This is a genomic window from Stenotrophomonas sp. C-A (genome assembly GCF_054030835.1).
The window spans coordinates 417,241-443,153 of record NZ_CM132916.1 but is presented as its reverse complement, the minus strand read 5'-3'; the positions used below and the strand labels follow the sequence as shown (position 1 = coordinate 443,153).

The window sequence follows — 25,913 nt, the reverse complement described above, 5'->3', positions numbered from 1 at the left end:
GCAATCGGCATGATGGCCGGAACTGCAAGGCCGCAACGGTCCCCACGCCACCCCGCACCACAGTGTTGCGATGGCGGAGCCGCCCGCAGCGGTCGCGCCGACCTACCCTGCCGCTTTCACCGCCCGCACGCCCATGTCAGTCCTGGACAACCTCGCCAATCTGCAGACCTTCGTGCACGCGGCCGATACCCGCAGCTTCGTCGAAACCGGGCGCCTGCAGGGCATCTCGGCCTCGGCCGCCGGCAAATGCGTTGCGCGGCTGGAACAGGCATTGGGCGTGCGCCTGTTCCACCGCAGCACGCGCAGCATCACCCTCACCGCCGAGGGCCAGCTGTTCCTGGCGCGCTGCCGGCGCATCCTCGACGAGCGCGATGCCGCGCGCACGGAGCTCGCACAACCGCATGCCACACCCAGCGGCACCTTACGCATCAGCCTGCCGCTGGTTGGCGACCTGACCCTGCCGCTGATGGCCGAGTTCATGGCGGCCTATCCCGATATCCGCCTCGACCTCGATTTCAGCGACCGCCTGGTCGATGTCATCGAGGAAGGTTTCGATGCCGTGCTGCGTGTCGGCGAGCCCAGCGACTCGCGGATGAACGCACGGCGGCTGGGCGTGTTCCCGCGCCGCATCGTCGCCTCGCCCGCCTACCTGCAGCGCCGCGGCATTCCGCGCACGCCCGCGGAACTGATGCAGCACACGCTGCTGCACTACCGCTTCCCCAGCACCGGCAAGCTGGAACCGTGGCCGATCCACTGGCCCGACGATGAAACGCCGCAGGAGCTTCCGGTGCACATGGTGGCCAACACCATCGAAGCGCGGGTGGCACTGGCGCTGCGCGATATCGGCCTGGCCTTCGTGCCGGTGCACTCGGTGCGCGATGCGCTGGCCGACGGCCGCCTGGTCACGGTGCTGGACGAACACGTGCATTCCTGCGGCACCTTCCATCTGCTGTGGCCGTCGGGCCGACACGTACTGCCGAAGCTGCGGGTGTTCATCGACTTCGTCGGCGCCCGCCTGGGTACCGTGCCGTAGCCGCGAGCAATCCACCCATGCCCGGCCCACAGTAGATCCACGCCATGCGTGGATGCTCTTGTAGTGCAGAGCCATCAAACCATTCAGCCAACCTCGCTATACTGGCCGCTCATTCCTCCAAGAGGCTCGCGACCAATGCGCCATTGATGCCGCCGTCTTCCCACTAGACGGCCTGACTCTTCCCGCCCCTGCGCGCAGGGGAGAACCCGGCATCCATGGAGGTCGCATGACCCCGCATTCCCTCACGCTCGATCGCGTGTCGTATCGATTGGCCGACGGCCGCCCGCTGTTTTCCGATCTGACGTTTTCCTTCGAACCGGTCGCCACCGGCCTCGTCGGTGCCAATGGCGCCGGCAAGAGCGTGCTCGCACGCCTGCTGGCCGGCCGGCGGCTGCCCGACAACGGCCAGGTTCGCGGCAGTGCCCGCGTGTTCCTGTTGCCGACGCCCGGCCATCCCCCCGCCGGCACGGTCGGTGAACTGGCCGGTGTCGGCGCGGAACTGGCTGCACTGCAACGCATCGAAGCCGGCAGCGTGGACGAGGCCGACTTCGCCCGCGTCGGCGACCGCTGGGATCTGCGCGAACGCCTGCAGCAGCAATGGCGTACGCTGCAGCTACCCGACGACCTCGATCCGGCCCAGCCGGCCGCGCGCCTCAGTGGTGGCCAGGCCATGCAGGTCGCGCTGTCCGGTGCCTGGGCCAGCGGTGCCGACTGGCTGATCCTGGACGAACCCAGCAACCACCTCGACGCACGCCATCGCCAACAGTTGTATGAACAGTTGCAGCAGTGGCGCGGCGGCCTGCTGGCGATCAGCCATGATCGCGAACTGCTGGCGCACATGCAGCAGATCGTCGAGCTCGATGCGCGCGGGCTGCATCGCTATGGCGGACCGTGGCAGCACTACGCCGACGCGCGCGCCGCCGAACGTGAAGCCGCCGCCGCCCAGCTTGACCATGCACGTGCACAGCACCGGCAGCAGCAACGCAGCGCGCGCGAACAACACGAACGCCAGCAGCAGCGCCAGGCACGTGGCAACCGTGATGCGAAGCAGGCCAACCAGGCCCCGATCCTGCTGGGCAGGCAGAAGCAGCGTGCCGAGGCCAGTCATGGCCACGCGCAGCAGGTGCAGGCCGAGCGCCTGCAGGCCAGTGCCGACCAGCTGCGCGCTGCAGCCTCGGCGGTTCACGCCGCCCCAGAGCTGGCACTGTTTGCCGGTGAGGGGGAACGCGGCAACGCACGCTTGCTGCAGGCGGAGTCGCTGGTGCTGCCGTATGGCTGTAGTGCGCCATTGCAGCTGGAGATCCGCCGTGGCCAGCGCATCGCCGTGGTCGGTGACAACGGCAGTGGAAAATCCACGCTGCTGCGCGTGTTGGCCGGGCAGCGGCCTGCACGCAGTGGCACCGTGCAACGCCATTGCCCACTGGCGCTGCTCGACCAGCAGCTGCTGGGATTGTCCGGCGAACGCAGCATTCTCGACACCGTGCAGGCCGCCAACCCGCGCGCGGACCCAGGCGAACTGCGCACGCGGCTGGCCCTGCTCGGGCTGGACGCACAGCGCATCCAGCGGGCAGCCAGCAGCCTCAGTGATGGCGAGCGGGTGAAGGGGGCGCTGGCCAGCGTGCTGTATGCCGATCCCGCGCCCCAACTGTTGCTGCTGGACGAGCCCGGTAATGCGCTGGATCTGAGCGCGTTGCAGGCGCTGGAGGAACTGCTTGCGGCGTGGCCGGGCGCGCTGGTGATGGTCAGCCACGACCGGCACCTGCTGCAGGCATTGCGACCGACACAGGTGCTGCAGGTCACCGGCGACGCCTGGCAATGGCGCGACGCCTTGTAGATCCACGCCATGCGCGGATTCGATTCTGTAGAGCCGAGCCCACGCTCGGCTGCAATTGCAGTAGATCCACGCCATGCGCGGATGGAATGATCCGCCAGCCGAGCGTGGGCTCGGCTCTACAAGGCGGGCAAAGACCGGTTGAACCGCCATCCACGCATGGCGTGGATCTACAGGAGCCGTTAGCTCAGCGCTTCCACACCGGGAATGCCTGCGGCATCTGCTGCCACAGCAGCGGTCCCGCACGCAGCTCCTGTTCGTTGAGCAGGCAGGCATCCAGCTCTGCGCGCACGGCGCGCTCGTCCATGTGCACGCCAATCACCACCAGTTCCTGGCGCCGATCGCCCCACAACGGGTGCCACAGGCGCTGCATTGCCGAATGCGCGGCCGCGTCCGGAAACTCCTCCGGTCCCGGCAACGGCGCGCTCCAGCAGTCGGCCTGCTGGCGCGCCCATCCGAGGTCGCTGTACGGCAGCGGTGTCGGCGGCAACAGCGGTGTGGTGTCCTCGATGCCCGCACGCACGCGATCGCGCGCGGCGTACCAGAAGCCCGCCGCCTGCGTCCGCGTCGCGGCACCCACGGTGTTCAGCTCGCCCACCCAGTCCATGCGGTTGGCCAGCCAGAACCAGCCCTTGCTGCGGATCACGCCAGGCATCCCCGACTGCAGCGCGCGAGCGAAGCGCGCGGGATGGAACGGTCGCCGCGAGCGGTAGACAAAGCTGCCGATCCCGTACTCCTCGGTTTCCGGCGTGTGCTCACCACGCAGTTCCTTCACCCAGCCCGGCGCACGTTGTGCACGCTCCATGTCGAAGCGACCGGTATCCAGCAGCTCGGCCAGGGGAACATCACCGAAGCTGGACAGCAGCAGCCTGGCGTCGCGGTTCAGGCCGCGCAGCACGGCCAGCGTGTCCTGCAGTACCTCGTCGTCCACCTGGTCCACCTTGCTGACCACGATCACGTCGGCGAACTCGACCTGCTCGCACAGCAGGTCAACCACCCCGCGGTCATCCTCCGGGCCGGCCTGCTGGCCGCGCTCGGCCAGTCGCGACGTCGAGCCGAAGTCGGCAAGGAAGGCGCTGCCATCCACCACCGTCACCATCGTGTCCAGGCGCGCGATATCGCTCAGGCTGAAGCCGTGTTCGTCGCGCACCGCGAACGTCGCGGCCACCGGCATCGGCTCTCCGATCCCGGTCGATTCGATCAGCAGATAGTCATAGCGGCCCGCATCGGCCAGGCGCCGCACTTCCTGCAGCAGGTCATCGCGCAGCGTGCAGCAGATGCAGCCGTTGCTGAACTCCACCAGCGTCTCTTCGGTGCGGCGCAGTTCGGCCCCACCTTCGCGCACCAGCTGCGCATCGATGTTGACCTCGCTCATGTCGTTGACGATGACCGCTACACGCAGGCCCTCGCGGTTGCGCAGGATCTGGTTGAGCAGGGTGGTCTTGCCGGCCCCCAGGAAGCCGGACAGCACGGTGACCGGAAGGCGACGGTCGGCGCGGGAAACAGTGTTCATGTCGGAGCGGGTTGGCTGCGGAACGGAAATGTTACTGTATAACAATTGTTGCGCAAGGAACCTCCCCGATGAAGTCGCCTTCTGCCGCCCTGCTCGATGCCGGCGCGGTCGCCCTGTCCAGCCTGTGCCTGCTGCACTGCCTGGCGCTGCCCCTGCTTGCGGCCGCGCTACCGCTGTTCGGCGCGTGGGCCCAAGCGGAGTGGGTGCACCTGCTGTTCGTGGCCATCGCCCTGCCGCTGACCGGCTACGCGCTGTGGCGGGCCGAGCGTCGTCACCCGCTGCCCGTGCTGGCCTGGGCCACCGCCGGCGCCGGTCTGGGCCTGTTGCTGGCCGGCGCGCTGGCGCTACCCTCGCATGACTGGGAAACGCCGATGACCGTCACCGGCAGCCTGCTGCTGGCCGCCACGCACATCTGGAACGCACGGCACCGGCACGCAGGGTAGAGTCGACTGTTAGTCGACTCTCGCGCGAAGCGCGGGATCTCATGCCGCCTGGGCGAAGAGCAGTCGACTAACAGTCGACTCTACCGCCCCTCGGCCTATTTGCCGTAGCGGCGCAACAGCTCCACCAGCACCTCGGCCTCGGCCGCCCGCTGCTGCGGGTCGTCGGCAGCCACCACATGTTCCTGCAGGTGCTCGTGCAGCAGCTCCATCAGCAGGCTGTGGGCTGCACCGCGCACGGCGGCGACCTGCACCAGCACGTCCGCGCAGTCGCCCGCCTCGCCGTCGGGCTTGTCCAGCGCCTGCTCCAACGCCGCCACCTGACCCGCGATACGGCGCACCCGGGTCAGCAGCTGCTTTCGATTCTTGTGTACATGGGCCATGACTGGATCATATACCCTATGGGGGTATCCACTCCACCCCCCCTTGGTCCCCCATGCACCTGGACGCCCTCGCCGCCGCCCGCCGCCACGAACACCGCTTCGACGACGGCAATCCGCTGGCCGAACGCAATACCCGCCGCGCCCTGTGGCTCACCGTCGGCATGATGCTGGTGGAGATCATCGGCGGCTGGTGGTTCAACTCCATGGCCGTGCTCGCCGATGGCTGGCACATGAGTTCGCACGCGCTGGCGCTGGGCCTCTCGGTGTTCGCCTACCGCTGCGCGCGCCGCTACGCGCACGATCCGCGCTTCGCCTTTGGCACCTGGAAGATCGAGATCCTGGCCGGCTACACGAGCGCCATCGCCCTGCTCGGCGTCGCCGCGCTGATGGCCGTGCAGTCTCTGGAGCGGCTGTGGGTACCGGCGCCGATCCACTACAACGAAGCCATCGCCATCGCTGCGGTGGGCCTGGGCGTGAACCTGCTCTGCGCATGGTGGCTGCACGACAGCCCGGGCCACGCGCATCACCACCACGGGCATGACCATGGCCATCATCACGCGCATGACCACGAACACCACGATCACGGCCGTGCGCACGGTCACGACCTCAACCTGCGCTCGGCCTACGTGCACGTGCTGGCCGACGCCGCCACCTCGGTGCTGGCCATCGTCGCCCTGCTCGGCGGCAAGCTGCTGGGCCTGACCTGGCTGGATCCGGTGATGGGCCTGGTCGGCGCCGTACTGGTCACGGTGTGGGCGATCGGCCTGCTGCGCGACAGCGGCCGCATCCTGCTCGACGCGCAGATGGACGCGCCGGTGGTGGCCGAAGTGCGCGAGGTGATCGAACAGGGCCCGTGGCCGGCACGCCTGGCCGACCTGCACGTCTGGCAGGTCGGCCGCGGCAAGTACGCGGTCAGTGCCAGCGTGGTCACCAGCGACGCAGGTCTCGATGCCGATACCGTGCGCAACGCGCTGGCGATCCATGAGGAGCTGGTGCATGTGACGGTGGAGATCCACCGCAGCTGATTCTGTCCGGCTGCCGTCGCACTTGTAGAGCCGAGCCATGCTCGGCTTGCCGTTGCCTTTGTAGCGCCGAGCCATGCTCGGCTGTCGCAGGCCATCAGCCGAGCACGGGCTCGGCTCTACAGTCAGAGCTTCAGCATCATCCGCAGCAGGTACATGAGCAGCGGCAGCGCACTCAGCACCGCGCCACCGATGCCGATCCACGGCCAGCGCTCGCCGCGCACGCGCGAAGCCACCGCCAAGCCGCAGCCCACCAGCGCCGCGCCCAGCACACCCACGCCCAATCCCGCAGCCATGCCATTGCCGCCCGCGGCCACCGCCGCCTGCGCAGCCAATGTACCGGCGCCCCAACCCACAGCGATCCCCAGCCAACTGGCCACGCCGCACCACGGTGCCTTGCCCTGCGCCATCCGAAAACCCCTGTGTCCTTGCCGAATATCTGTACGGGCCGTGCCCGCATGCTGCCTACACTAGCCGCACCTGCCCCGTAGGGACATCCCATGCGCACGCTCCGCCTGCTGCTGCCCGGTGCCCTCCTGCTGCTCACGGCCTGTGGGGGTGACGCCGGGCTTCCGTTCTCCGCCGATCCGCTGCAGGGCTGTTTCGCCACCAGCGCGCGCAAGCCGGCCGATTTCCGTATCGACAAGGAAGGCGGCCAATACTTCGTCTCTTTCAGCCGCGGCGACCAGTGGCAGCGCGAGCCCAATGCGCTGCACAAGGCCACCCGCAGCGAGATCAGCCGCTACTTCCGCGATGACGCCGAGCAGATCGACAGCGCGTTGATCCGCATGGCCGGTGGCTTCGGCATCTTCCACTTCAACAAGGACGCGACGCTGAAGGGCAAGGCCAGTGATAGTGACTACATGGCGTTGATGCTGATCGGTGCTGGGCCGGTGTATGCAGTGAAGTGCCCGTAAGACGCAATGATTCTCATGGCGGCTCAGGGCAATATGGGTACATCCTGTCTTCTTTGAGGAGCGATGCCAATGCTGCTGTTTCTGCTGCTTGCAGTAAGCGCGCCGAAGACGCAGGGTGCCTATGACGAAGTCCGGCAGCTGCCCGATGGCCAGACCCTGATCATGCGTACCCTGGACTGGGATCTCGGTGATGCTCGCCATGAGCGCGTTACCGTGCATTGGCTGCTGCAGGAAGACGGCAGCCTGCGCTACGACTTCGATCGGCAGCCACCGGAAACCCAGGAGGTCCATCGTCGAGCGTGCGCGCTGCAGGGCATGCAGCCATCGCGTGGCATCGGTACGATCTCAGGAGAAGGAGCCACGCACGGCTTCAGCTGCACCCGCCAGCGGTAGCGCCGAGGGTGGACTCGGCGCTACAACAGCTGCGGTACCATGCCCTCCCCCGAACCGCCCCGGTACCCGCCGTGCCCCACTACACCGGCCCCCTGCTGACCCGCGACAGCGCCAATACCCTGCGCCGTGCCCATGACAAGCGCGCTGACGAATGGCAGGGTTCGCTCGACCTCGGCCGCAGCGAGGACAGCGTGGCGCTGGATGCCGACGGCTTTCACTTCCGTGGCCAGCCCTACCCGTGGCCGGGCAAGCTGAAGGACCGCACGCTGTACTATTGGGACGGCGAGGACTTCGCGCCAATCTCGCGCTACAGCGGTTCGCTGATCAAGCTGGTGCCGACCGAATGGGGCGCACCGACCTTCGAGATCGACGGCATCAAGATGCTGCCGACCTCCAAGCTGTCACCGTTCGAGGACGCGCGCCGCAAGGTCGAGCTGGTCGCCCCGGCCGGCAAGGTCATCCTCGATACCTGCGGCGGCCTGGGCTACTTCGCCGCCTGCGCGCTGGAGGCCGGTGTCGGCCAGATCCGCTCATTCGAGAAGAATGCCGACGTGATGTGGCTGCGCACGCTCAACCCGTGGTCGCCGGATCCGGACTCGGTCGCCGCCGGAGGCCGCCTGCAGTTCAGCCACGGCGATGTCTCGCAGCAGATCGAACAGGTGGCCAGCAACAGCGTCGACGCGATCCTGCACGACCCGCCGCGCTTTGGCATCGCCGGCGAACTGTACTCGCAGGTGTTCTACGACCACCTCGCCCGCGTCATCCGCAAGGGCGGGCGCCTGTTTCACTACACCGGCGCCCCGAACAAGCTGACCAGCGGCCGCGACGTGCCGCGTGAAGTGGCCAAGCGCCTGGAAAAGGCCGGTTTCAAGGCCGAGCTGGCGCTTGACGGCGTGCTGGCCGTCAAGCGCTGAGCCTCACTCCGAACCCACCTTGGCCAGCTTCATCACCCACGTCGGCACTTCCGGTTCTCCGGCGTAGAAGTCCTTCGGTTTCTTCTCCGCCATCGCCCAGCGGTGCAGCCAGCTCGGGCCGTAACGGCCACTGTAGCCTTCGGCACCGCGTGCATAGGCCGGGTCACGCATCGCCTCATCCAGTGAGATGAAGCGATAGCCGCGGCGCTTCGTCGCCGCCACCAGTTCGGCGAACGTGGCCGCATTGAGTTCGTTGGCGTGCATCAGCCAGACCTGTGGCAGCGCGTAGCCCAGCAGCGCTTGCGACTGCTTCTCGTAGTAGTCGAGCTTGTTCAGCATGTAGGGCACATAGCCTTTGCGCAGCTGCGCCAACGTCGCCTCGCGTGCCGGGGAATCGGGCTGCTCGTTCATCACGTTGGCATAGGCGAACGCCCACACCCACTCGCCGTTGTCGACCGTCACCGGTGCCACCCGGTAGCCATGCTGCTTGAAGAACACGTCCATCTCCGCGCGTTCTTCCGGCGTGCGCCCGGCACGCAGATAGGGGTGACGCATCCACTGAGGCTTGAGCCCGCGCTCGGCCAGCAACGGCCGCAGCACCGCCTCGCCACGCAGGAAATCCTGCTGGAACGCAGGCACGCCCTTGGCGTTCAGATCCATGTGCGAGTAGGTGTGGTTGCCCAGCACATAACCGGCGTCCAGCCAGTTGCGCAGCATCTGCACCCGCGCCGGCTGCACCTGCCCGCCGATCTCAAGCTTGTTCCCGTTGACGAAGCCAACCACCGGCACGCCCGCCTGGCGCAGCTGCGCCATCAGCGCTTCATGCCGCGACTGCAGGTCCGGCGGAACGATCTCGTCCACCCGCGCCCATGGCAGGTCGTCGATGGTCACCGCGATCCGACGATCCACTTCGGCGGCGTGCACCGCCAACGAACACAGCAGCAATGGCACAGCACGCAGTAACCAACGCATCAGCACATCCTTGCAGGAGCGAAGTGCTGACTTTAGCGCGATTGTGGATGCATGGTCGGCCACGCACCCGCTATGGGCTGCGCGACTGCACCTGACGCTCGCGCACGATCGCCCGCCACAGCATGAATCCCGCAGCCATCGCCATCAGCATCAACGCGACCAGCACCAGGGCAAGGTCATCGGGATTGCGCAGCAGCGGCGCGTGCTCGCGGGTGAGGATGCCGAATACCACCTGTTGCGCCTGTGCCAGCGGCAGCCGGCCCTGCTCGCCCAGTTCCACCAGGCACGCCGCTGGGGACAGTTTGGCTACGCTGATCCACGCCATGTCGTACAGATGCAATGCCCTGACGGCCAGCGCCAGGATCGCGGCGTGCAGCGCCATCAACCCCCAGTTGGCGCGTCGCAGGCGTTCCGACAGGCGACCCAGGCGGTAGACGCTGATCGACATCGCGCCCAGCAGCGCCAGTGCCACGCCTGCCATCGGAATCCACTGCAACGGTTGCCATGGTGCAAGCGCAGTGGACCGCGCCAGCAGCTGTTCGGCCACCTGCATGCGCGCGACCGGGTCAGGCCCACCGCATGCGTCATCCACCGGCTCCAGCAGCAGTCCCACGCGGTAGTGGAAGAAGCCGGCTGCAAGCGCTACCGCCAGCAGCGCCACCACCTGCAGTGCCAGCAGGATCGGGCCAGGACCACAGATACGACAGAAGCGGGTAGCGGCAGAGACCATCGGTTCATCCGTGACAACAAAGGACCATCCTAACCAAGCGCCCTGTGCTTGTCGGCTGGCGGATACGACAACCGTCGCGTGGTCCCGGTAGGATGTGGATGAGCATGGATGGTCGTACGTAGAGGTGTTGTGGATGGTCACGCTGTATCTGTGGGTGAGAACGCTGCTTCCGCTGCTGGCATTCGTGATCGCGTGGATGCTGCTGTCGCGCCTGATCAAGGCCCGCGTAGCGCGCCTTCCACGGGTTCCCTTGAACCTGCCCGAGCACAGCACCAGCCCGCGCCGGAAGGACCGGCGCATCTACGCACGCAAACTGCGGCGCAGACCGGGCCTGCGCACCGCAACGCGCCCGGCCACCGCGCCGCGCAGCTGGAACCTCGCGGCCGTGTTCGTCTCGTTCTCCGCATTGATCGCCACCGTGCTGGTCATGCCGGATGGCGCGCGCTTCCAGGTGATGGTCGAGAGCCTCACTGGCTACCCGGCCACGATTGCAGAAGTAAAGGTTCCCGCTGCCGGGCAGCCTCTCGTGCTGCAGGCGTGGCAGCCCGCACTGGCGCAGCTGTCGCGACCGGTAGCGATGCGCTACCCGATCGGGCGCACCGGCGGCGGGCACGACGCGCACGCCACGCTTCCGGTGCAGGTGAGGCATCAGGGTGATCGGCTGCAGGTGGCTGCGGCCTTGCCGGTGGATACCAATGTGCTGCGTGCAGAGCTTGCGCGCTTGGCGGGGCTGCCGGTTGAGGCCATCACCGTCCGCCAGAACAAGATCGCGCCCTGGCTGGAACCCGGCTGGAAGCCGCTGGCCAACCTGTAGAGCCGAGCCCACGCTCGGCTGCTTTTGCAGTAGATCCACGCCATGCGTGGATGGATGCAGAGCGGAGTCGAGTATGACTCAACTCTACAGATCACGATCCGCGCGGCAGCTTCGCGGCCCACATGTTGTCCACCAGATTCGGATAACGTCGCCCATTCTCTTCGGCACGCTGCCGCGCCGCCTCTTTCTGCGCAGGTGACAGCGGCTGCGAGGTCTGGCCCTTGGGGTTGGGCTTCTTCCACGGGGGTGTCTTGGTCTGGCGCATGGCCGCAGCTTACCGCTTCAGGAAGTTCAGCAGCGCAAGATTGAAGTGGTCCGCATGGCTGGTATTGCACCCATGTGGTGCGCCTTCCAGGATCACCACTTCGCTACCTGCGATCGCCCGGTGCGTGCGCTGGCCAGAACCTTCAAACGGCACGATCGCGTCGCTGTCACCATGCAGAATCAGTGTTGGCACGGTGATCTTCTTCAGATCGTCGCGAAAGTCGGTGGTCGCGAACGCGTGCATGCAACCCAGCGCCGCCGTCTGGTCGGATTGATGGCACAGCGCGATGGCCGCCTGACGCGTCTCTTCGGTCACCATCAGCTGGCCATTGGCGCTGAAGAAATCGCGGGTGAAGCCATCGAAGAACGCCTCGCGATCCTTTTCCAGACCGCTGCGCATTTCGTCAGCCTTGTCCTGGGTCAGCGGGCCGTCCGGGTTGTCGTCGCCGCGCAGCAGGAACGGCGGCACCGCCGCAGCGAACACCACGCTGTGCAGGCGCTCCTGGCCATGGTTGGCCACGTAACGCGCCACCTCGCCACCGCCCATCGAGAAGCCGACCAGGGTGACGTCGCGCAGGTCACGTTCCTCGATCACCCCGGCCAGATCCGCCGCCAGCGCGTCGTAGTCGTAACCTTCTGTCGGCTTGTCAGAACGGCCGAAGCCACGCCGGTCGTAGCTGATCACCCGGTGCTGCGCGTCGCGCAGGATCGACACCTGCGTCTTCCAGGCATCGGCGGACAGCGGCCAACCGTGAATCAGAATGACCGGGCGGCCATCGCCACCGGTGTCTTCAACGTGCAGGCGGACGCGGGAAGCAGGCATGGGAGCTCCTGTGGAAGGGGAGGATTTCAGGCTATGGGCCGGCCCCTATCGCGACCGTGATGGAATCGCCGGCCGCCATGACACCGCCTGCACAGGGCACGCCACCCGGCCAATCCATAGATGCGGGCATTCACTCCCTGGAAATCCCGTTTCGTCGCAGGGCGGCTGCGGCCCTCGGAGCACCGTGCGAGCCTGCATGAATCCCGCCCTGGAGCCTCGCCATGCTGCTGCTCACCCTGCCCCTGCTGGCCGCCGGCCTCGCCGCCGCACCCGCGCCCTCCGATGACCTGCGCGAGCAGATCCACCAGGCCGACGCGCAGCTGTTCGCCGCCGCGTTCGACGACTGCGATGCCGACAAGGCCGCGGCCATGACCACTGAAGACATGGAGTTCTTCCATGACAAGGCGGGCAAGTCCGCCAGCAAGCGCGACGACTTCCGCCGCAGCGTGGCCGCCCTGTGCGAGAGCACCCGCGCCAACCGCACCCATCTGCGCCGCGAGCTGGTGGAAAGCTCGCTGCAGGTGTTTCCGCTGCACGACGATCGCGCCCTGGAGATCGGCGACCACCGCTTCCACGAGCGCGATGCAAACGGCATCGAGCACTGGACCGGCCAGGCCCGCTTCATCCAGGTCTGGCGCCGCGTGGACGGGCGCTGGCTGGCCGAGCGGGTGATCAGCTACGACCATCGGCCGGCGGACTGATCGCCGCGATGCGGTGGTTCACGGACCGGTTCTATACTGCCCAGGTCCATCACGACCTACCGCTGCAGATCGCCCCATGGCAGAGATCACCCCCAACCATCCCGAGTACGGCCTCAACCAGCAGATCCGCCAGGGCGTGGCCGCCCTGGACGCGCAGCATGGCCGCCCGTTCGACCAGACCAGCGAGCGTCTGGCCGCCAGCCTGACCGTACTCGCGCGCGAGCAGGGCCTGCAACAGGTCGACCACGTGCTGGTCAGCAACGCCACGGCCCAGCATCCGGCCGGGCACAACGTCTTCGTGGTGCAGGGCGACCCGGCCAATCCGGCGCACCTGCGCGCGATGATGCCGACGGCTGTGGCGGCGCAGACGCCGGTGGAGCAATCGATGCAGAAGCTGGGCGTGGGTGTGCAGCAGCAGGTCGAAACCCAAGCGCAGGAAATGCAGAATCCCGCGCCGCGGCTGGGGTAAACGCTGCAGCTTGAAAAGGGGCAGCGCATTGCGCCCTGCCCCCGCGCTTACAGCCTGGGCACCGCAGTTACAACTGAATCCGCGCCACACTCTCGTCAGCGCCCTTGTCGTCCTTCTCGCCGTTCTTGATGCTCACGAACAACACGTTGTTCTTCGCATCCAGCGCCAGGCTGTTCGGGTGGGTCGGCACCGTGTAGGTGGCCACCTTCTGGTAGCTGTCACTGTTGTATGCCGTCACCGTACCCGCCTCGCGGTTGGTCACGTACAGGCGCTTGCGCGGTGCATCCAGCAGGATGCCCAGCGGGCCGGCATCGGTCGGGATGCTGGCCAGTTCCTTGCCGGTGCTGCGATCGAGCACCAGCACGCGCTGGCCCGGATGCTTGCTGACCAGGCCGCTGCTCTTGGCCTGGTAGCCACGCAGGAATTCCGAGCCCTGGTCGGTCACAAACAGGCGCTTGCCGGCCGGGTCCAGCGCGATGTTCATCGGCTGCTCGGCAGCGATCTTGTGCTGCGCCACCACCTTGTTCGAATCGGTGCCCACCACCACCAGGTCGGCCAGCAGGTTGCTGGTGTAGACGCGCTTGTTGGCCGCATCCAGCGCCAGGCCCGGCGCCTTGGCATTGCCCAGGCCGTCGATGGTGTTGATCACCTTCAGCGTGTTCGTATCGATCACGAACAGCACGCTGCTCACGTCCGGCTGGCTGCTGTGGCCGGTCACGTACAGGCGGTTGGCGGCGCTGTCGACCACCAGCTCGCGCAGGTCGTGGGTGTAAGCAGCCTTGCCGTCCTTGCCGGTCTTCTTCTCCATCAGCTGGATGGTGCCGACGGCCTTGTTCTGCGCGGTGTCGACTACGGTCACCGACAGGTCCACGGTATTGCCCACGTACAGGCGGTTGTGGGCGTCATCCAGCACCACGCCGAAGCCTTTGCGCTCCAGCGGGATGCGGGTTTCCACGGCCAGCGTGGCCGGGTTCAGGCGCAGCACCTGGGCCGGGCCGGCGTCATCGCCGAAACCACCGGACGAGGCCACGAACACGGCGTTCTGCTTCGGGCTGTAGGCCAGCTCGTACAGGCCCTTGGCCACGGCCTGGCGCTGCACGGCGGCGGTAGCACTGGCGGCGGGTGCGTTGTCGGCGAACGCGGAGGGCACGCCGAGGCTGAGCGAAACGGCCACGGCCAAGGCGGCCGAGCGGAAGAGAGGATTACGGAACATGCGAGCGTCCTTGAATGGGCACGGGAAGGTGTCCTGGCTCGCTGGGCCGTACTGCGACGGCCCGACCTGCATCTGTCTGCGCGGGTGGGCTGGCTGGGGTTGCGGGGGAATGGTAGCAGGTGGGGCGCGTGGCGTGCGCCGGCGCGGGCATGGCCGACGCTCGACCTCTATGCTGCGCCCGCGGCTATGCCATCCGTGGACCGTGGCTCTGCTGAAGCTGCTGCTCCTCCTGCAGGCGCTGCGCGTCTCGCTGCGGCTCGTTCTGCTGCAACTGCGCGACACGATCGAACGAGGCCTCCACCGTTGCCTGCGCAGCCACCTCCGCCGGCATGCTGGCGCGCTGGTGTGCCGGGTCACTGCGGTCACCCTGCACGATGAACAGCTTCGGTGCGGTATCACCGCGCTGCTCGCCCAGCACCACTTCGTCCACGCGCGAGAACTGCTGCTCCTTCGACAGCGCGAGCAGACTGGCACTGACATTGCCGTTGCGTGCACCGAAAGCGCCGAGGTCGGCCACCTGCTGGTGGATCTGGTTGAGGCGGGCATGATCGTCGTGCGCCGGGTCTGCGGGCGTGCCGCTTGCCGCGAGTGCACTGTTGCCGCGCCACTGCTCGCCGTTCTCGGTGAACATCCATTCGCGGAACGTCTGCTTCGGCATCGGGTTCCACTGCACCTTGTCCAGCTCGCTGCCCTTCACCTGCTGCGGAATGGCGTTGACGGCGCGGATGTTGTTCAGGACCCTGGTGGCGCCCTCGTAGTTGGTGATCTCCCCGGCCAGCCCGATCGGGCGCAGGCCTGCGTGGTTCAGGGCACCCCATGCGAAATCGGTGCAGGCGTTGGAGAAGAAGTCGTAGTTCATGTCGAAGCCGTGCTTCTTCGGGTCTGCGGAGAACTCGAGGATGCGGTCGTACTGCTCCTTGCTGATCTCGATCGTGCGCTCGAAGCGGGGCTTGTCGTAGACCGACACGTCCATGTCATCGACTTTGCCTCTGTTCGGCTCGTCCTTGGTGCCTGCGTGTGTGAAACCAATGCTCTCCGGCAACGGTTCACCCGAACGGCGCAGAGACAGGAACATGTGACCCGCGAACGAGGGCTCCAGCAGAAACCTGTTTCCCTCAGCATCTCGGCCGTAGCGCGGCGTGCCGGGGGCCGCCAGATGGATGGTTACGCTGTAGCGCTCGGCATCGTCCTTGTGCATGTCTACTTTCCTAGTGATTGGTAGCCAACGATCAGTTCTGCTTTCAGGCCTTCCAGCTGGGGCCGATCCTCCACGAGGTCCACCCGCAGAAGGTAGCGCCCGGGTGTAATGCCTCCGACCTGCGCCAGCTGCAGCGTGCGATAGAGCACGCCTTCAGAGTACAACCCGGCCTCGGCCAAGCTGTTGATGTCCACGCTCCCCGTCGTCAGGTCTGTGACCACGCCATCATCGGCGATCTTCTGCGAGTCGCGTCCATCGCGAGTACGCTGCCAGAGCTGTACATGACGAGGCGCGCTGCCATCAATTCGCTCCAGGTGCAGCCGCGTTGGCAAACGTCCGAGAGTGATCTTCTCCGACGCATCCAGCAGCCGTCGGGCGTCGGTATCCTGCAGCCGCAGCCCGATGTTCAGGATCGGAATGGCCGGCTTCTGGGGTGCCGGCAAATCAAACGTGACCTCGGCAATCCGGCCGGCCTTCTGCAACTGCACGGCTCGCGTGAACGGCACAACCGTGCGCGCCTCGGCCTGTGCGCGCGTCAGCAGGGGCGGCGCAATCTCAGGCGCTGGTGACACACGGCATGCCGCCAGCGCGCCTAGCACCGCCAGTAACACCAGCCTCTGCCGCAGTGGCCGCGTCATTGCTCCTTCAACCGCAGCGAATCGGCCACATCGGTCGTGGCCGCCACTTCAGTGGCGATGCTGGCGCGGCGGTGCCCCGGGTCATTGTGATCGCCTTGCACGATGAAGATGCTCTCTGCCGCATGGCTGCTCTTCGTTGGCTGGCTGAGCAGCACGTGGTCCACGCGCGAGAGATTGTTCTGCTTGGCCAGCACCAGCAGGCTGGCGCTGATGCGCTGGCTGGCGGCATCGAAGGGGCGCCCGTGCGCGGCATCCAGTTCGGCCACTTTCTGGATCAGCTGCGAGAACAGGCGATGGTCTGGATGCGAGGGGTCCAGCAGCGTGCCGGCCACTTCAATCGGCGTCGGCGGCGGTTCATCGCTGGCACGGTCGGCCTGGCGATGATGTTCGGCCTCGCGCTCGGGCATCGCATGGTGGGTTTCGGCATTCAGATCACTGCCCGGGAACGGCGCAGCAATGCACTGGATTTCCGGCAGGTTGAACAGCACCGCGAACTCGCCCAGGTTGCTGCCGCCATCCAGCGGCGCCGGCAGCGGATGCAGGCCGGCGTAGTGCAGCGCCGCCCAGACGAAATCGCTGCAGCGGTTGATGGTGGCCGGGCGATCCACGTCGAATTCGAACTCGGCCGGTTCCTCGGCGAAGTCGCGCAGGCAGCCGTAGTGCTCCTCGGTGATTTCCAGGGTGCGGCTGTAATACGGATCCAGATGCTCGTCGGCATCATCGTGGCGCACCTGCGCGTACTGCGCACCCGTGGGGGATTCGCCCGGCGCGTGGCGCGGTGGTGCGAAGCCGTAGCTGTGGGCCTCGTCGCCTGCTGCTACCTGCAGGTACATATGGCCGCGCGGCGAGGTGCCTCCACTTTTCAGCGGGGTGCCGGGGGCGGCCAGATAAAGGGTTGCGGTGTAGCGTGTTGCCTGCTCCATGCCTGTTCAGCCTTGATGGGTGCTGCGGTCCTGGCCGGATGATGGCATAGGTGGGATGGGGGGCAGGTGGAGGACAAAGCTAGGGCCGCGGCTGGCCTGCTGAATGTGTGAACCAGCGTGCATTCCGGCAGTGCCCATGAATCGTTGTATGGAGTAACGCGGGAGTGGGCCGTATAGTTGGCGCATGTGAAGCAATGGATTTGCTCATGGACCTCATCGTGAGGCTGCCGACACTGTTGCCCTTGTGTGAACGATGGCGCGGGCTTTGCGTTCAGGCTCTGCCCGCTGTCGTGATTGGCTCAAAACTAATCATCGGCCATGCAGACGCGCAAGGTGCAGGCCCTCGCCTCCAACAGCGATCCGACATGCTGCGGGCTTTTGAATCCCGCGATGTATCTCTCGTTGGCAAGGTCATCGACCCGATGTCGCACGGCATCAAACGCGACCGGGCTGTTCTGGCTAGGGATGCCCTCCCTATTCTTGCTGACGCCGACCGACTCACTCGATCGGTCATTAGCGGCCGCCGCCCCACTCAACGCAGGAACTGAGATGCCTTTCCAATTCCAGGCCAAGCCTTACTCCTCGCTCGATCCGATCAGCGAAACGGAGATCCCTCGCCCAAGAATTGGACCGACTGCTCTGGCAGACGGCCGGCACGGGACCGAGTATCAGTTCGCCATCTATCGCGGAGATTCGCGCGTAGGCGGAGTCGGCTTCGACGGGTGGGATGAAACCACGCAGGACGAAGGACGCCTTGTCCACTGCTTCGTCTTTGACCTCAGGCATGCTCAGGTCATCCACGCCATGCTGGCATACAAGCAGACGCTTGGTAGCGTCGATGACGACTTCACCTATCTTAAAGGGCTCGCGCAAGGGTTCGTACTTTCATTCGCAGGCCGAACTGACAACGATGAATCCCTACGCTATCTCGCGGTGACCAGTCCGCAGGCACTGATGGAATCGCAGATTCCGGCACCCGCAGACGTCGTCACGTTGGCCGACGGCTCCATCGTGCTGGCCAGCGTTGAAGTCCCCGCATTCGGCGCCTGAGGTCTATGCCATGAGCAAATTCATCTTCGATGATTTTGTGAAGACCACACTCGGCGGCGCAACCCAGGCCGGGAGTGGAGAAGCCCTGACTGCGCAGCAGATTTCCGATGTCATCACCTATCTGAAATCACCGGGATCGGGTCCTACCACCAGCGTCAGCTTCGAACAGTATGTAACCGGCAACATGCAGGCCCACCCTCCGCGACTTCCGGATGGGATGGATTACCTCGCGTTCTCGGGCAAGGACGCCGCAAAAATCTCCAACTACACCATTGCAGAGGTGTACTCAAAGGATATCAACGGAAAGTCGGGAATAATTGGCGATACCCCATGGGGCAAGTTCGTCGATCAGCTAGCCAAGAATCCAGCTCACATCCCCGATCTCCAGTCGATGGAAGCTGGCCTCAGAAGCGTGATGGAGTCAAAGGGGATCGTTCCCTTCGACAAGAACTATGTGGGTGCGCTCCAAGACATAATGTGGAACGCCGGCAGCCCAAAGTTCTTCGAGAACGCCATTGCTACGGGCAAGCCACTGATCGCTTTCGTGGATGGGGCGCCTCCCGATCGCGGTTTCAGTAGGTTCGAACTAGCCACCGCCCTCGACCACCCCACCGTCCGCATCAACGGCTATCCCATAAGTGCCTTCGGGCCTGAGCCGCTGGCCTTCGCAAGCCAGTCCGCCGCCGAGTACCAAGCACTTGAGCGCAGCCTCGCGCAGCATGCCACCACCAACAGCGCGCAACCCGTCGATGTTGCGCAGGTGCGCCTGCATCTCAAACCCATCGATGGCTATGACGCTGTCAGCAAGACGCTCTTCGAACGACCGCTGCACGACTACAGCGCATTGAACCTGAGCGAGATGTCGACCACGCGCGCGAACTGGGTCGCCGCGCATGCCAACCTGGGCACAGGGCCGCGCCTGTTCGCTGACTTGCCCGAACCACCACCGCACGCGCCCCTGCAGCCAGGAGCTCCACGCGGCCCTCCCCATGCGGCGACGGTTGCCGAAGCAGTGGCCGACGTTGCACCGCATGGCATGCACGCCGGAATCAACCCCGCTATCAAGGTTGCCGGCGTTGCAGGCGTCGCCCTGCTTGCGCACGACTTCGCCACCTCTGGGCACAAGTGGATCGAACTCAACTCGCAGGGCAATGCCGCAGGCGCAGATTCCACCGCTGCACACTTCGTGGGCCGCAACGTCGGCGGCGCAGTGGGTGGCTTTCTTGGCGGCGCTGGTGTCGGCCTCGCTTCGGGCTCGTGGACCGGGCCCGGCGCCATTGCAACGGGTATCGGTGGCGGTGTCCTCGGTGCGTATCTCGGCGAACGCTGGGCCGAGCAGAAAGACATTGAACGCGTCTACTCCCAAGTTGACCCGATGGGGCGCACTTGGACGCGCGACCCCGCTGATCCCAATGGGCGCTGGCTGCGAGCCGGCGAACAGCAGCAGGTCCAGAGCACCGACCTGGGCACCGGCGTCGAAGTCCGCCCGGTGCAGACGGCACAGGGTGACGACGTCACCTCCCGCATCAGCTATGTTGCCACCGGCACATTGGAGCGCCAGTTGAACTGGCAGGCGGCTCGGGCCTCGTATGAGTTGGGCTTGTCGAATCCGCCACCCCCACAGAACCCCTACCGGCTGAACGCCAATGGCTTGGCCGAGCCCGCGCGAGGTGCCTTCGAAACCGATCGCGCCTTTGTACGCGATGCCAGCTCGGGGCAATGGGAACTTGAAATCAAGGAAATGGTGGATGGTCGAGTGCCCAACAGCCGCCACCTGCCAGTCTCGGAGGAGCAGGCGCAGGCGCTGGATGAACAGTCGCGCACGGTCATCGCCCAGAACGCGTCAAACACCAAAGCCGCGATGGCTGCGCGCTACATGGTTGCTCACGAGCAAGGACGTTGGAGCGACTTCGGCGACGCAAACAATCCATCCATTCCCCGTGCCGTTGAAGACGCGCAAGCCAGCGCCGACACGTTGAAGGCGAGTGATGGCAATGCCTATACACGTCAGGCGGACGGCCAATGGGTCAGCAAGGGCGTGATCTTTGACAGCACCGCCAACCGAAACCTGAGCGACGAGCTGGAGATCACGTGGCAAAGCCAGAATGACGGCATCGCCGGGCTGCACGGCATCGCCAGGCAGCTCAAGGACACCGCACAGGTTGCACACGAAGGTATTCGCGGCCAGGTGGATGCGCTCTACGCGCGCCATGGCATCGAGCGCACCGAGCAGCAGCTTGCAGCTACTGCCGTCGCGGTGGAGCAGACGCTGAATCTGCAGGGCAGAACAGGCGACGTAGTTCTGGAACTGATGCCAGACCCCCGTACCCACGCGCCCAGCGCAGAAAGTGCCATCGCCACGTTCGGTGACGCCGGCGGAAACCGGATGGTGCTCACCGGCACCACCACCATTGAGGACATTACGCGGGCTCAGTCGCAGCTTCGGCCAGAGGCTTCACTGGCTGCCCAACGCGCTGCGCTTGCAGATCAGGCGACGACACCCGACGTGCCCGAGCTACGCATTGCTGCGTTAACTGCAAAGGAGCAGGATGCACACCGGCAAGCCCTGCAGGAGGCCAATCGTCAAGGCAGCGCGGCGGTGGATGCGCAGCAGGCAGCGTCTGCGGCCGTGCTGGAGGCGCGAGGGGTGCAGGTTGACCCGGGTGAGGCACTGAAGGTCGACCGTGACCTGCAACGAGGTGCGGCAACCAGTGCTGCCGTTGAACCCGCTCGCGAGCCCACTCCGGCGCCCGCTCCTGTCATCGCCGCGCCCTCGGCGTCGATTGTTGAGCCAGAGCGCACGCGTCCCTCCCGTGAGAGTGAGCAGCCAGTAGAGAGTCGCCCTGAACGACAAGCCGATTCGGCGCAGCGTGCAGAAGATGCCGCTCGGCAGGACGTTCGGCAGGAAGAGCCGGCACCGACTGCACCAGCGGTGGGCCCTCAAAGTGCCTCGCAGCATGAACCGACTGTAGAGCAAGCCTATGAGGAGCGGAATGCATCGGTCGTAAGTACTGTGGCCAGTGCAGGCTCAACCCAACAAGTTCACATGCAGGAGCACAAGGCTGAGGATCCCACGCTTCAGGGCGGTGCTGAGCCGCAGAAGCTTGCGGATGCACTGCCGGTGCAGCCCGCCGTCGCTACAGCTCAAGACAAAGCAGAGAAGCCACTGCCGCAACCTTCTGAGAACGAGCAGGCCCCAAGGACTGCGCAGGAAGTCCCGTTGGATCTCCCACTTCCGCCACTACCGGCTCAGGACAATCCGGAGCCGGAACCTGCAGGCCCCAGAACGGCTGACGTTGGCGGAGACGCTACCCGTCAGGCAGCGCCCCCCTCTTCCCCTTCAGATGAGGAGCGCGACCTCCCTGAGCATGCAGAGCCGCAGCCGGCCGCTCTGACGGAAAGCAATCCAATGCAGCCCGGTCATCCCGATCACCCGCTCTATCAGCAGATCCGCGAGGGCGTAGCGGAGCTGGACGCCAAACACGGCCGAAGCTTCGATGCCACGAGCGAGAGGATGACGGCAAGCCTGCTGGTTCTGGCCAAGGACAATGATCTGTCCCACGTTGATCACGTACTCGTAAGCAACGCCACGGCAACGCATCCTGCCGGCCATACCCTCTTCGTGGTGCAGGGCGAGGCGAACGATCCTGCCCATCTGCGCGCCTCCATGCCAACGGCAGAAGCGGCGCAGACGCCTGTGGAGGAATCACTGCTGCAGTTCGATTCGGTCAGCAGGGAGGCGCAGCAGCGTGCATTGGCTAATCAGCAGGAGCAGCAACTGCAGGACGAGCGAGCACAGCAGGATATTCAGGTGCGGGCGGCAAGTGCGGGGTGAGCACGGATTCAGATGAAGACCGCGCTCAATGGCTGACGTTGAGGACTTCAGCAGCTGACCTTCATTCAGCTCCTCGCTCAAACTCCGATCACCACCGTGAATTGCTCAGACAATTACCAGCGCAATGAGCGATTCGGGCCGTTATCGGCCAAACCCCTCCGATTGCAGGCACCCCTAATTTTGGGATGCCTACGATCGACGATTCCCACCTACTTACGCAGCAGCACATCTCGATGGTAGTTCAGGTAATAGACCTGCGCCGCGGAGAACGGAACGTTCGAAATCTTCTGCACAATATCCCACTTCAAGCGCACCGCCTCTGGCAACTGACTGCTCACAACTAGTCGGCCGTCATCTTCAAACGAGATGTACCCGCGATCGAACAACCGATCGATATGAGGTGCCAGCATGAGGCCGTTGTTCCCATCAAGACGCTCGTCGTTGGTGCTCTTTGCCCAGGGCTTGATGTGGCTGGCGATCAGAAATTTGGGCTCACTCGTACCAGTAACGCGGCAGGATTTTTCAATGTCACTCACGCTCTTCCGGTAGATACCCTGTCCCACTCTGGCATTGATCAGCTGGGCCCTTACGGTTTCACCAATATTGTTGTCTTCCTTAATTTGCTTGACCGACACCTCGTCCTGCCAATCACCCAGCTGGTCAATGTCAACATTGAGCAGCGCCAACAGCTCAGTGGCCATCGCCTCGGGCACAGGGAACAGATAGGCCTGGTTAGCCTTTCCATCCAGCTTCAGCGGAGAGTACTTTTCCGGAAGACGCGGCCCAATCTTCGCCATGTGATCGCTCACTTTTAGCGGCACTTCCATTAGGTGATAGTCCACCGGAACGGCCCAGCCGTCCTTGCGCCATTCGTTGTCCGTCTTCCTGAATTCATCAGGACGATCCTTCGCTTAGTGCACCCCATTGATGACCGCAACCGCCCTGATTCGAGTGTTGGCAAACGCAAAGACCACATCGCCCGGCCGCACCTGGGTCATGTGCTCATAGAAGGGATTCGTCTTCCCCTCCACATTGGTCTTCGGCGACCACAAATAGCCTGCCTTAACTGCCCGATCAAACGTCTGCTTTTGGTTCACCCACCAGTACGCCATCCGTGCTTCCCCTGTCTCATCTAGTTGATGCGGCCAACTGGCCTCCGAGACGGGATAGTACCTTTCGATGTCGTAATCAGCACGTTTCTGGCAAGTACAGTATTCGGCAGAGGAAGCTCCGCCTTCCTTGCCTCAACGTGGCAACACGTCTTGCAACCGGCCCCGCACCGCGCGCTCGTCCACGCTCCTTTCGCTGGCCCTGATACTCACGAAGAGCACTTTTTTCTTCGCGCCGGGGAGCAGGCTCTACGGGCGGGCGCGACCGGGTAGATCGCCACCTTCTGGTAGCTAGCACTACTTTCCGTTCTAGCCGTGCCCGCATCGTGGTTGGGCACGAACAGGCGCTTGCCGCCCAGTCCAATGGCTCGGCGCCGATTCTGTGCTGCGCTACCATCTGCTCGAATCGCCCCCCACCAGCAGGTTGGTCAGAAGGCTGGTGATGTAGATGCGCTTGTGGCCAGCTCAAGCGCCGAGCCCCGTGTCTTGGCAGAACGTAGGATCTCGGGAGAATTGAAGCTCCATGCCAGAAGTTCAGACCTGCGACACATGTTGTCGCAACTTCACACAGAATGGACTTCGATGGAATCGTTTGAGGCAGGGAAGCCAACTCCCCTCAACCAAGAAGAGGAAGTGCGATGTTCAGAATCATTGGGGCGGTTGTTGTATACGGATTTGCGCTCTACGACGTTGGCCACTGGTTGGCCAATCGCGATGATCCGTCAGCAATCGATCAGGAACTGCGCTGATCAGACTCTGGCGAAGCCTGAGCCTGCAGAAAGCGGCATGCCTGCACGTTGATCTCAACGAAGGCATCCCAGGACATTGTTGCCGCATAGTGCCTATGGAATTGAAGATCGACCCGACAAATGTCGGGTCGATCTTCGTATATGCCACAGCGCCGATTATCTTCGCAGTAATGGCGGCAGACTCCATCGCCTCTGTCCAGGAAACGCGTCTGCTCAGCCACATGGACCTGCTGGCAACAAAGTCCACAGCCGCTGCACGGAAACGGCGCGTTCACGCCCTAGCCAGTCCAGAAAGCCACGCGCGCGTGCCAGATACATTGCCAACCTCGTATGGCAATTCAATGCCACGTCGCTCGATCTCAGTCGCCAGCACCAACGAGCGTTCGAACTCAGCGTTGCAGGCCGCCAGGTCCTGAGCAAATTCAACCATCGCGCACGGATCAACATTCAGTTCAATCGCAGCCAGTTCCATCAGGTAGGCATCAAGTCGGCGATTGATCTCGATGAAGTCCGCCAGAGTCTGAACATGTGCGCTGCGCGCCATGAAGTCCCATATCTTTGCGGCCAGAGGACTGTGCAGAAGTGACCAGGTCAAGCCCAAGGTCACCACGCCACTCACCAGCGCCGCCAGGAACGAAACCAGCGGACCGCCGATGATTGGGGTCGCAGAAAGCGCTGCCAACTGACTCAGAACCAGTGAAGCCGCGATCGCCCCTGCACCCACAGTAAGTGCTTCCAGTGCTGCCCGCTTCTGATCGATGTCATTCAACCTGCCCGGGTTGAGGCACATGATCTTGATCGACTTCACCAGCGCCCCCCACATCTCGCGGATGATCTTGGCGGTGTTCTTGGCCGACCTTGCGAAGATATTGAACACCGTCGTGGTGATGCTGGCCGCAACGCCGCCAAGGAAAGAATCTCCAAACTCCGCAAGCAAGTCGCGGAATCGGCGCTGAACTCTACGCCAGATGCCACTAAGCAGCGCACTTACCCTATGAAGAAATCGCTCGAACGTGAAGCGCCGCTTCAGCCCCTTCAGTGCTGACGGCAGTTTTGCCCGCAGCTCAAACCAAACCTCGCTCGCAATCAAACCCAGGACCTGGCGCAGTCCCATTCGCATCCCCAAGTTCGCGGACGCATAGGCAGTATTCTTGAGGAACTTGCTACCGGTGTAGTAGGCAACGTTGACCTCACGCTCATAGGCATCACGGGCCTCAGCATCACGCTGACGCATTCCGTCCTGGTCAATGTCCTTCAGCGTGTCATTGCGCTTTTCAACTTTGGCAATACCGGCCTCCAAGGTTCTTGCGTGATGCTGCTGTTCCGGGGTGTCGCGCGGCATCGCGTCCAGCTCCCGCTTCCATGCCGCGATCTTTCGCTCATTCTCCCTGATGGTTCTGGAGACGTCCGCCAGATACGCGTCCACCGGCTTGGCGCCTTTGGATGAGTTGATGGTCTGGTGCGTTGACTGCAAATTGCTGGATCGGTTGGCAAGCTCTACGCCATCCAGCTCCGCCAGCACGCGCCCAGGATCATCATGAACCTCCTTGGCTGCGATGACATGATCCAAGGCGCGCTTGTCCTCCGCTCCCATGGCCTTCCCACGATAGGGGTCACTGAGCGTGCCGGCCTGATGACTCGCCTTGTCTGCTCTGCCCTGGTCCTTATAGTTGTTGTGGGTGTGATAGGCCGTGGTGTCGTACTCCCCGCGGTTCTCATACCGCTGCCTTTCGGTATTGGCGGCACCGCTGTCACCATCCGCCACGTAGTGCCCCTGACGAACATTGTGGATGGTGTCCACATCCCCCCCCTGCTTATCCTGAAGCAACAGGAAGTCGAGGCCAAAGCTGGTCGCCAGGCTGTTCACGACGGTCTTCTCCAACTGGGGCATCCAGTCGAAATCGTGATCTGCATACGATGAGATCATGGGATAGTCCAAATGAGGAGATTTGATGAAGATGGCGGATGTCGAGCACCCG

General features: G+C 64.6%; 25 protein-coding genes. 12 read left to right on the top strand and 13 right to left on the bottom strand.

The window, feature by feature from the left end; genetic code table 11:
• Positions 1-133: 133 nt before the first annotated feature.
• Positions 134-1,033, top strand: a complete 900-nt coding sequence (locus ACW5IY_RS02045; RefSeq protein ID WP_049437075.1) for a LysR substrate-binding domain-containing protein — start codon at positions 134-136, stop codon at positions 1,031-1,033.
• Positions 1,034-1,259: 226 nt separating this feature from the next.
• A complete protein-coding gene (locus tag ACW5IY_RS02040; protein ID WP_049436987.1) occupies positions 1,260-2,867 on the top strand; it encodes an ATP-binding cassette domain-containing protein in 1,608 nt (535 codons plus the stop codon).
• 184 nt (positions 2,868-3,051) lie between these two features.
• On the opposite strand, the gene ACW5IY_RS02035 is transcribed toward ACW5IY_RS02040, so the two are convergent.
• Complete coding sequence (locus ACW5IY_RS02035) at positions 3,052-4,377, bottom strand: GTP-binding protein (RefSeq protein WP_049436989.1); 1,326 nt, start codon at positions 4,375-4,377, stop codon at positions 3,052-3,054.
• A gap of 68 nt (positions 4,378-4,445) precedes the next feature.
• On the opposite strand from ACW5IY_RS02035, the gene ACW5IY_RS02030 reads away from it, so the two are divergent.
• Positions 4,446-4,820 (top strand): MerC domain-containing protein, encoded by a 375-nt coding sequence (locus tag ACW5IY_RS02030; RefSeq protein WP_049436991.1) that lies wholly within the window; start codon positions 4,446-4,448, stop codon positions 4,818-4,820.
• A 95-nt stretch (positions 4,821-4,915) separates the two neighbouring features.
• On the opposite strand, the gene ACW5IY_RS02025 is transcribed toward ACW5IY_RS02030, so the two are convergent.
• A complete protein-coding gene (locus ACW5IY_RS02025; RefSeq protein ID WP_049436992.1) occupies positions 4,916-5,200 on the bottom strand; it encodes a metal/formaldehyde-sensitive transcriptional repressor in 285 nt (94 codons plus the stop codon).
• Positions 5,201-5,253: 53 nt separating this feature from the next.
• Between ACW5IY_RS02025 and dmeF the strand changes: the two genes are divergently transcribed.
• The gene (dmeF, locus tag ACW5IY_RS02020; protein WP_049436995.1) at positions 5,254-6,225 is read left to right on the top strand and encodes a CDF family Co(II)/Ni(II) efflux transporter DmeF; all 972 of its coding nucleotides are present in this window, start codon (positions 5,254-5,256) and stop codon (positions 6,223-6,225) included.
• A gap of 122 nt (positions 6,226-6,347) precedes the next feature.
• On the opposite strand, the gene ACW5IY_RS02015 is transcribed toward dmeF, so the two are convergent.
• Entirely contained in the window at positions 6,348-6,632 is a 285-nt protein-coding gene (locus ACW5IY_RS02015) for a hypothetical protein (protein WP_049436996.1), read from the bottom strand.
• 90 nt (positions 6,633-6,722) lie between these two features.
• Between ACW5IY_RS02015 and ACW5IY_RS02010 the strand changes: the two genes are divergently transcribed.
• The 3 genes from ACW5IY_RS02010 (at position 6,723) to ACW5IY_RS02000 (ending at position 8,446) form a co-directional block, all read left to right on the top strand.
• On the top strand, positions 6,723-7,139 hold the full coding sequence (locus tag ACW5IY_RS02010; protein ID WP_049436998.1) for a hypothetical protein: 417 nt from the start codon (positions 6,723-6,725) through the stop codon (positions 7,137-7,139).
• 69 nt (positions 7,140-7,208) lie between these two features.
• Complete coding sequence (locus tag ACW5IY_RS02005; protein WP_049437000.1) at positions 7,209-7,532, top strand: hypothetical protein; 324 nt, start codon at positions 7,209-7,211, stop codon at positions 7,530-7,532.
• Positions 7,533-7,603: 71 nt separating this feature from the next.
• The gene (locus ACW5IY_RS02000; protein WP_049437002.1) at positions 7,604-8,446 is read left to right on the top strand and encodes an MnmC family methyltransferase; all 843 of its coding nucleotides are present in this window, start codon (positions 7,604-7,606) and stop codon (positions 8,444-8,446) included.
• Positions 8,447-8,449: 3 nt separating this feature from the next.
• Here the strand turns inward: ACW5IY_RS02000 and ACW5IY_RS01995 are convergent, their stop codons facing one another.
• The gene (locus ACW5IY_RS01995; protein WP_049437003.1) at positions 8,450-9,418 is read right to left on the bottom strand and encodes a polysaccharide deacetylase family protein; all 969 of its coding nucleotides are present in this window, start codon (positions 9,416-9,418) and stop codon (positions 8,450-8,452) included.
• Positions 9,419-9,488: 70 nt separating this feature from the next.
• The gene (locus tag ACW5IY_RS01990; protein WP_049437005.1) at positions 9,489-10,148 is read right to left on the bottom strand and encodes a hypothetical protein; all 660 of its coding nucleotides are present in this window, start codon (positions 10,146-10,148) and stop codon (positions 9,489-9,491) included.
• A 133-nt stretch (positions 10,149-10,281) separates the two neighbouring features.
• On the opposite strand from ACW5IY_RS01990, the gene ACW5IY_RS01985 reads away from it, so the two are divergent.
• Positions 10,282-10,962, top strand: coding sequence for a hypothetical protein (locus tag ACW5IY_RS01985; protein WP_049437007.1), 681 nt, complete (start codon positions 10,282-10,284; stop codon positions 10,960-10,962).
• Between the two features lie 91 nt (positions 10,963-11,053).
• On the opposite strand, the gene ACW5IY_RS01980 is transcribed toward ACW5IY_RS01985, so the two are convergent.
• Entirely contained in the window at positions 11,054-11,227 is a 174-nt protein-coding gene (locus ACW5IY_RS01980) for a hypothetical protein (protein WP_005412082.1), read from the bottom strand.
• A gap of 9 nt (positions 11,228-11,236) precedes the next feature.
• A complete protein-coding gene (locus ACW5IY_RS01975) occupies positions 11,237-12,049 on the bottom strand; it encodes an alpha/beta fold hydrolase (protein WP_049437009.1) in 813 nt (270 codons plus the stop codon).
• 221 nt (positions 12,050-12,270) lie between these two features.
• On the opposite strand from ACW5IY_RS01975, the gene ACW5IY_RS01970 reads away from it, so the two are divergent.
• On the top strand, positions 12,271-12,750 hold the full coding sequence (locus tag ACW5IY_RS01970; RefSeq protein WP_049433460.1) for a DUF4440 domain-containing protein: 480 nt from the start codon (positions 12,271-12,273) through the stop codon (positions 12,748-12,750).
• A gap of 76 nt (positions 12,751-12,826) precedes the next feature.
• Complete coding sequence (locus ACW5IY_RS01965) at positions 12,827-13,219, top strand: XVIPCD domain-containing protein (RefSeq protein WP_049437012.1); 393 nt, start codon at positions 12,827-12,829, stop codon at positions 13,217-13,219.
• A gap of 67 nt (positions 13,220-13,286) precedes the next feature.
• On the opposite strand, the gene ACW5IY_RS01960 is transcribed toward ACW5IY_RS01965, so the two are convergent.
• The 4 genes from ACW5IY_RS01960 to ACW5IY_RS01945 form a co-directional block, all read right to left on the bottom strand.
• Positions 13,287-14,432 (bottom strand): YncE family protein, encoded by a 1,146-nt coding sequence (locus ACW5IY_RS01960; RefSeq protein ID WP_049437014.1) that lies wholly within the window; start codon positions 14,430-14,432, stop codon positions 13,287-13,289.
• Between the two features lie 184 nt (positions 14,433-14,616).
• Positions 14,617-15,630 carry an XVIPCD domain-containing protein gene (locus tag ACW5IY_RS01955; RefSeq protein ID WP_049437015.1) on the bottom strand — a complete coding sequence of 338 codons (1,014 nt, stop codon included), beginning with the start codon at positions 15,628-15,630 and terminating at the stop codon, positions 14,617-14,619.
• A 2-nt stretch (positions 15,631-15,632) separates the two neighbouring features.
• Positions 15,633-16,268, bottom strand: coding sequence for a hypothetical protein (locus ACW5IY_RS01950; RefSeq protein ID WP_049437017.1), 636 nt, complete (start codon positions 16,266-16,268; stop codon positions 15,633-15,635).
• On the bottom strand, positions 16,265-17,191 hold the full coding sequence (locus ACW5IY_RS01945; RefSeq protein WP_049437019.1) for an XVIPCD domain-containing protein: 927 nt from the start codon (positions 17,189-17,191) through the stop codon (positions 16,265-16,267). The genes ACW5IY_RS01950 and ACW5IY_RS01945 overlap by 4 nt, the downstream gene beginning before the upstream one ends.
• A 318-nt stretch (positions 17,192-17,509) precedes the next feature.
• On the opposite strand from ACW5IY_RS01945, the gene ACW5IY_RS01940 reads away from it, so the two are divergent.
• A complete protein-coding gene (locus ACW5IY_RS01940) occupies positions 17,510-18,241 on the top strand; it encodes a hypothetical protein (protein ID WP_152906200.1) in 732 nt (243 codons plus the stop codon).
• 10 nt (positions 18,242-18,251) lie between these two features.
• The gene (locus tag ACW5IY_RS01935) at positions 18,252-22,076 is read left to right on the top strand and encodes an XVIPCD domain-containing protein (RefSeq protein WP_049437023.1); all 3,825 of its coding nucleotides are present in this window, start codon (positions 18,252-18,254) and stop codon (positions 22,074-22,076) included.
• Between the two features lie 209 nt (positions 22,077-22,285).
• Here ACW5IY_RS01935 and ACW5IY_RS01930 read toward each other — a convergent pair whose 3' ends face one another.
• Both ACW5IY_RS01930 and ACW5IY_RS01925 read right to left on the bottom strand, forming a co-directional pair.
• A complete protein-coding gene (locus tag ACW5IY_RS01930) occupies positions 22,286-22,903 on the bottom strand; it encodes an HNH endonuclease (protein WP_100049880.1) in 618 nt (205 codons plus the stop codon).
• Positions 22,904-24,205: 1,302 nt separating this feature from the next.
• Positions 24,206-25,861 carry a hypothetical protein gene (locus ACW5IY_RS01925; RefSeq protein ID WP_049437028.1) on the bottom strand — a complete coding sequence of 552 codons (1,656 nt, stop codon included), beginning with the start codon at positions 25,859-25,861 and terminating at the stop codon, positions 24,206-24,208.
• Positions 25,862-25,913 lie beyond the last annotated feature (52 nt).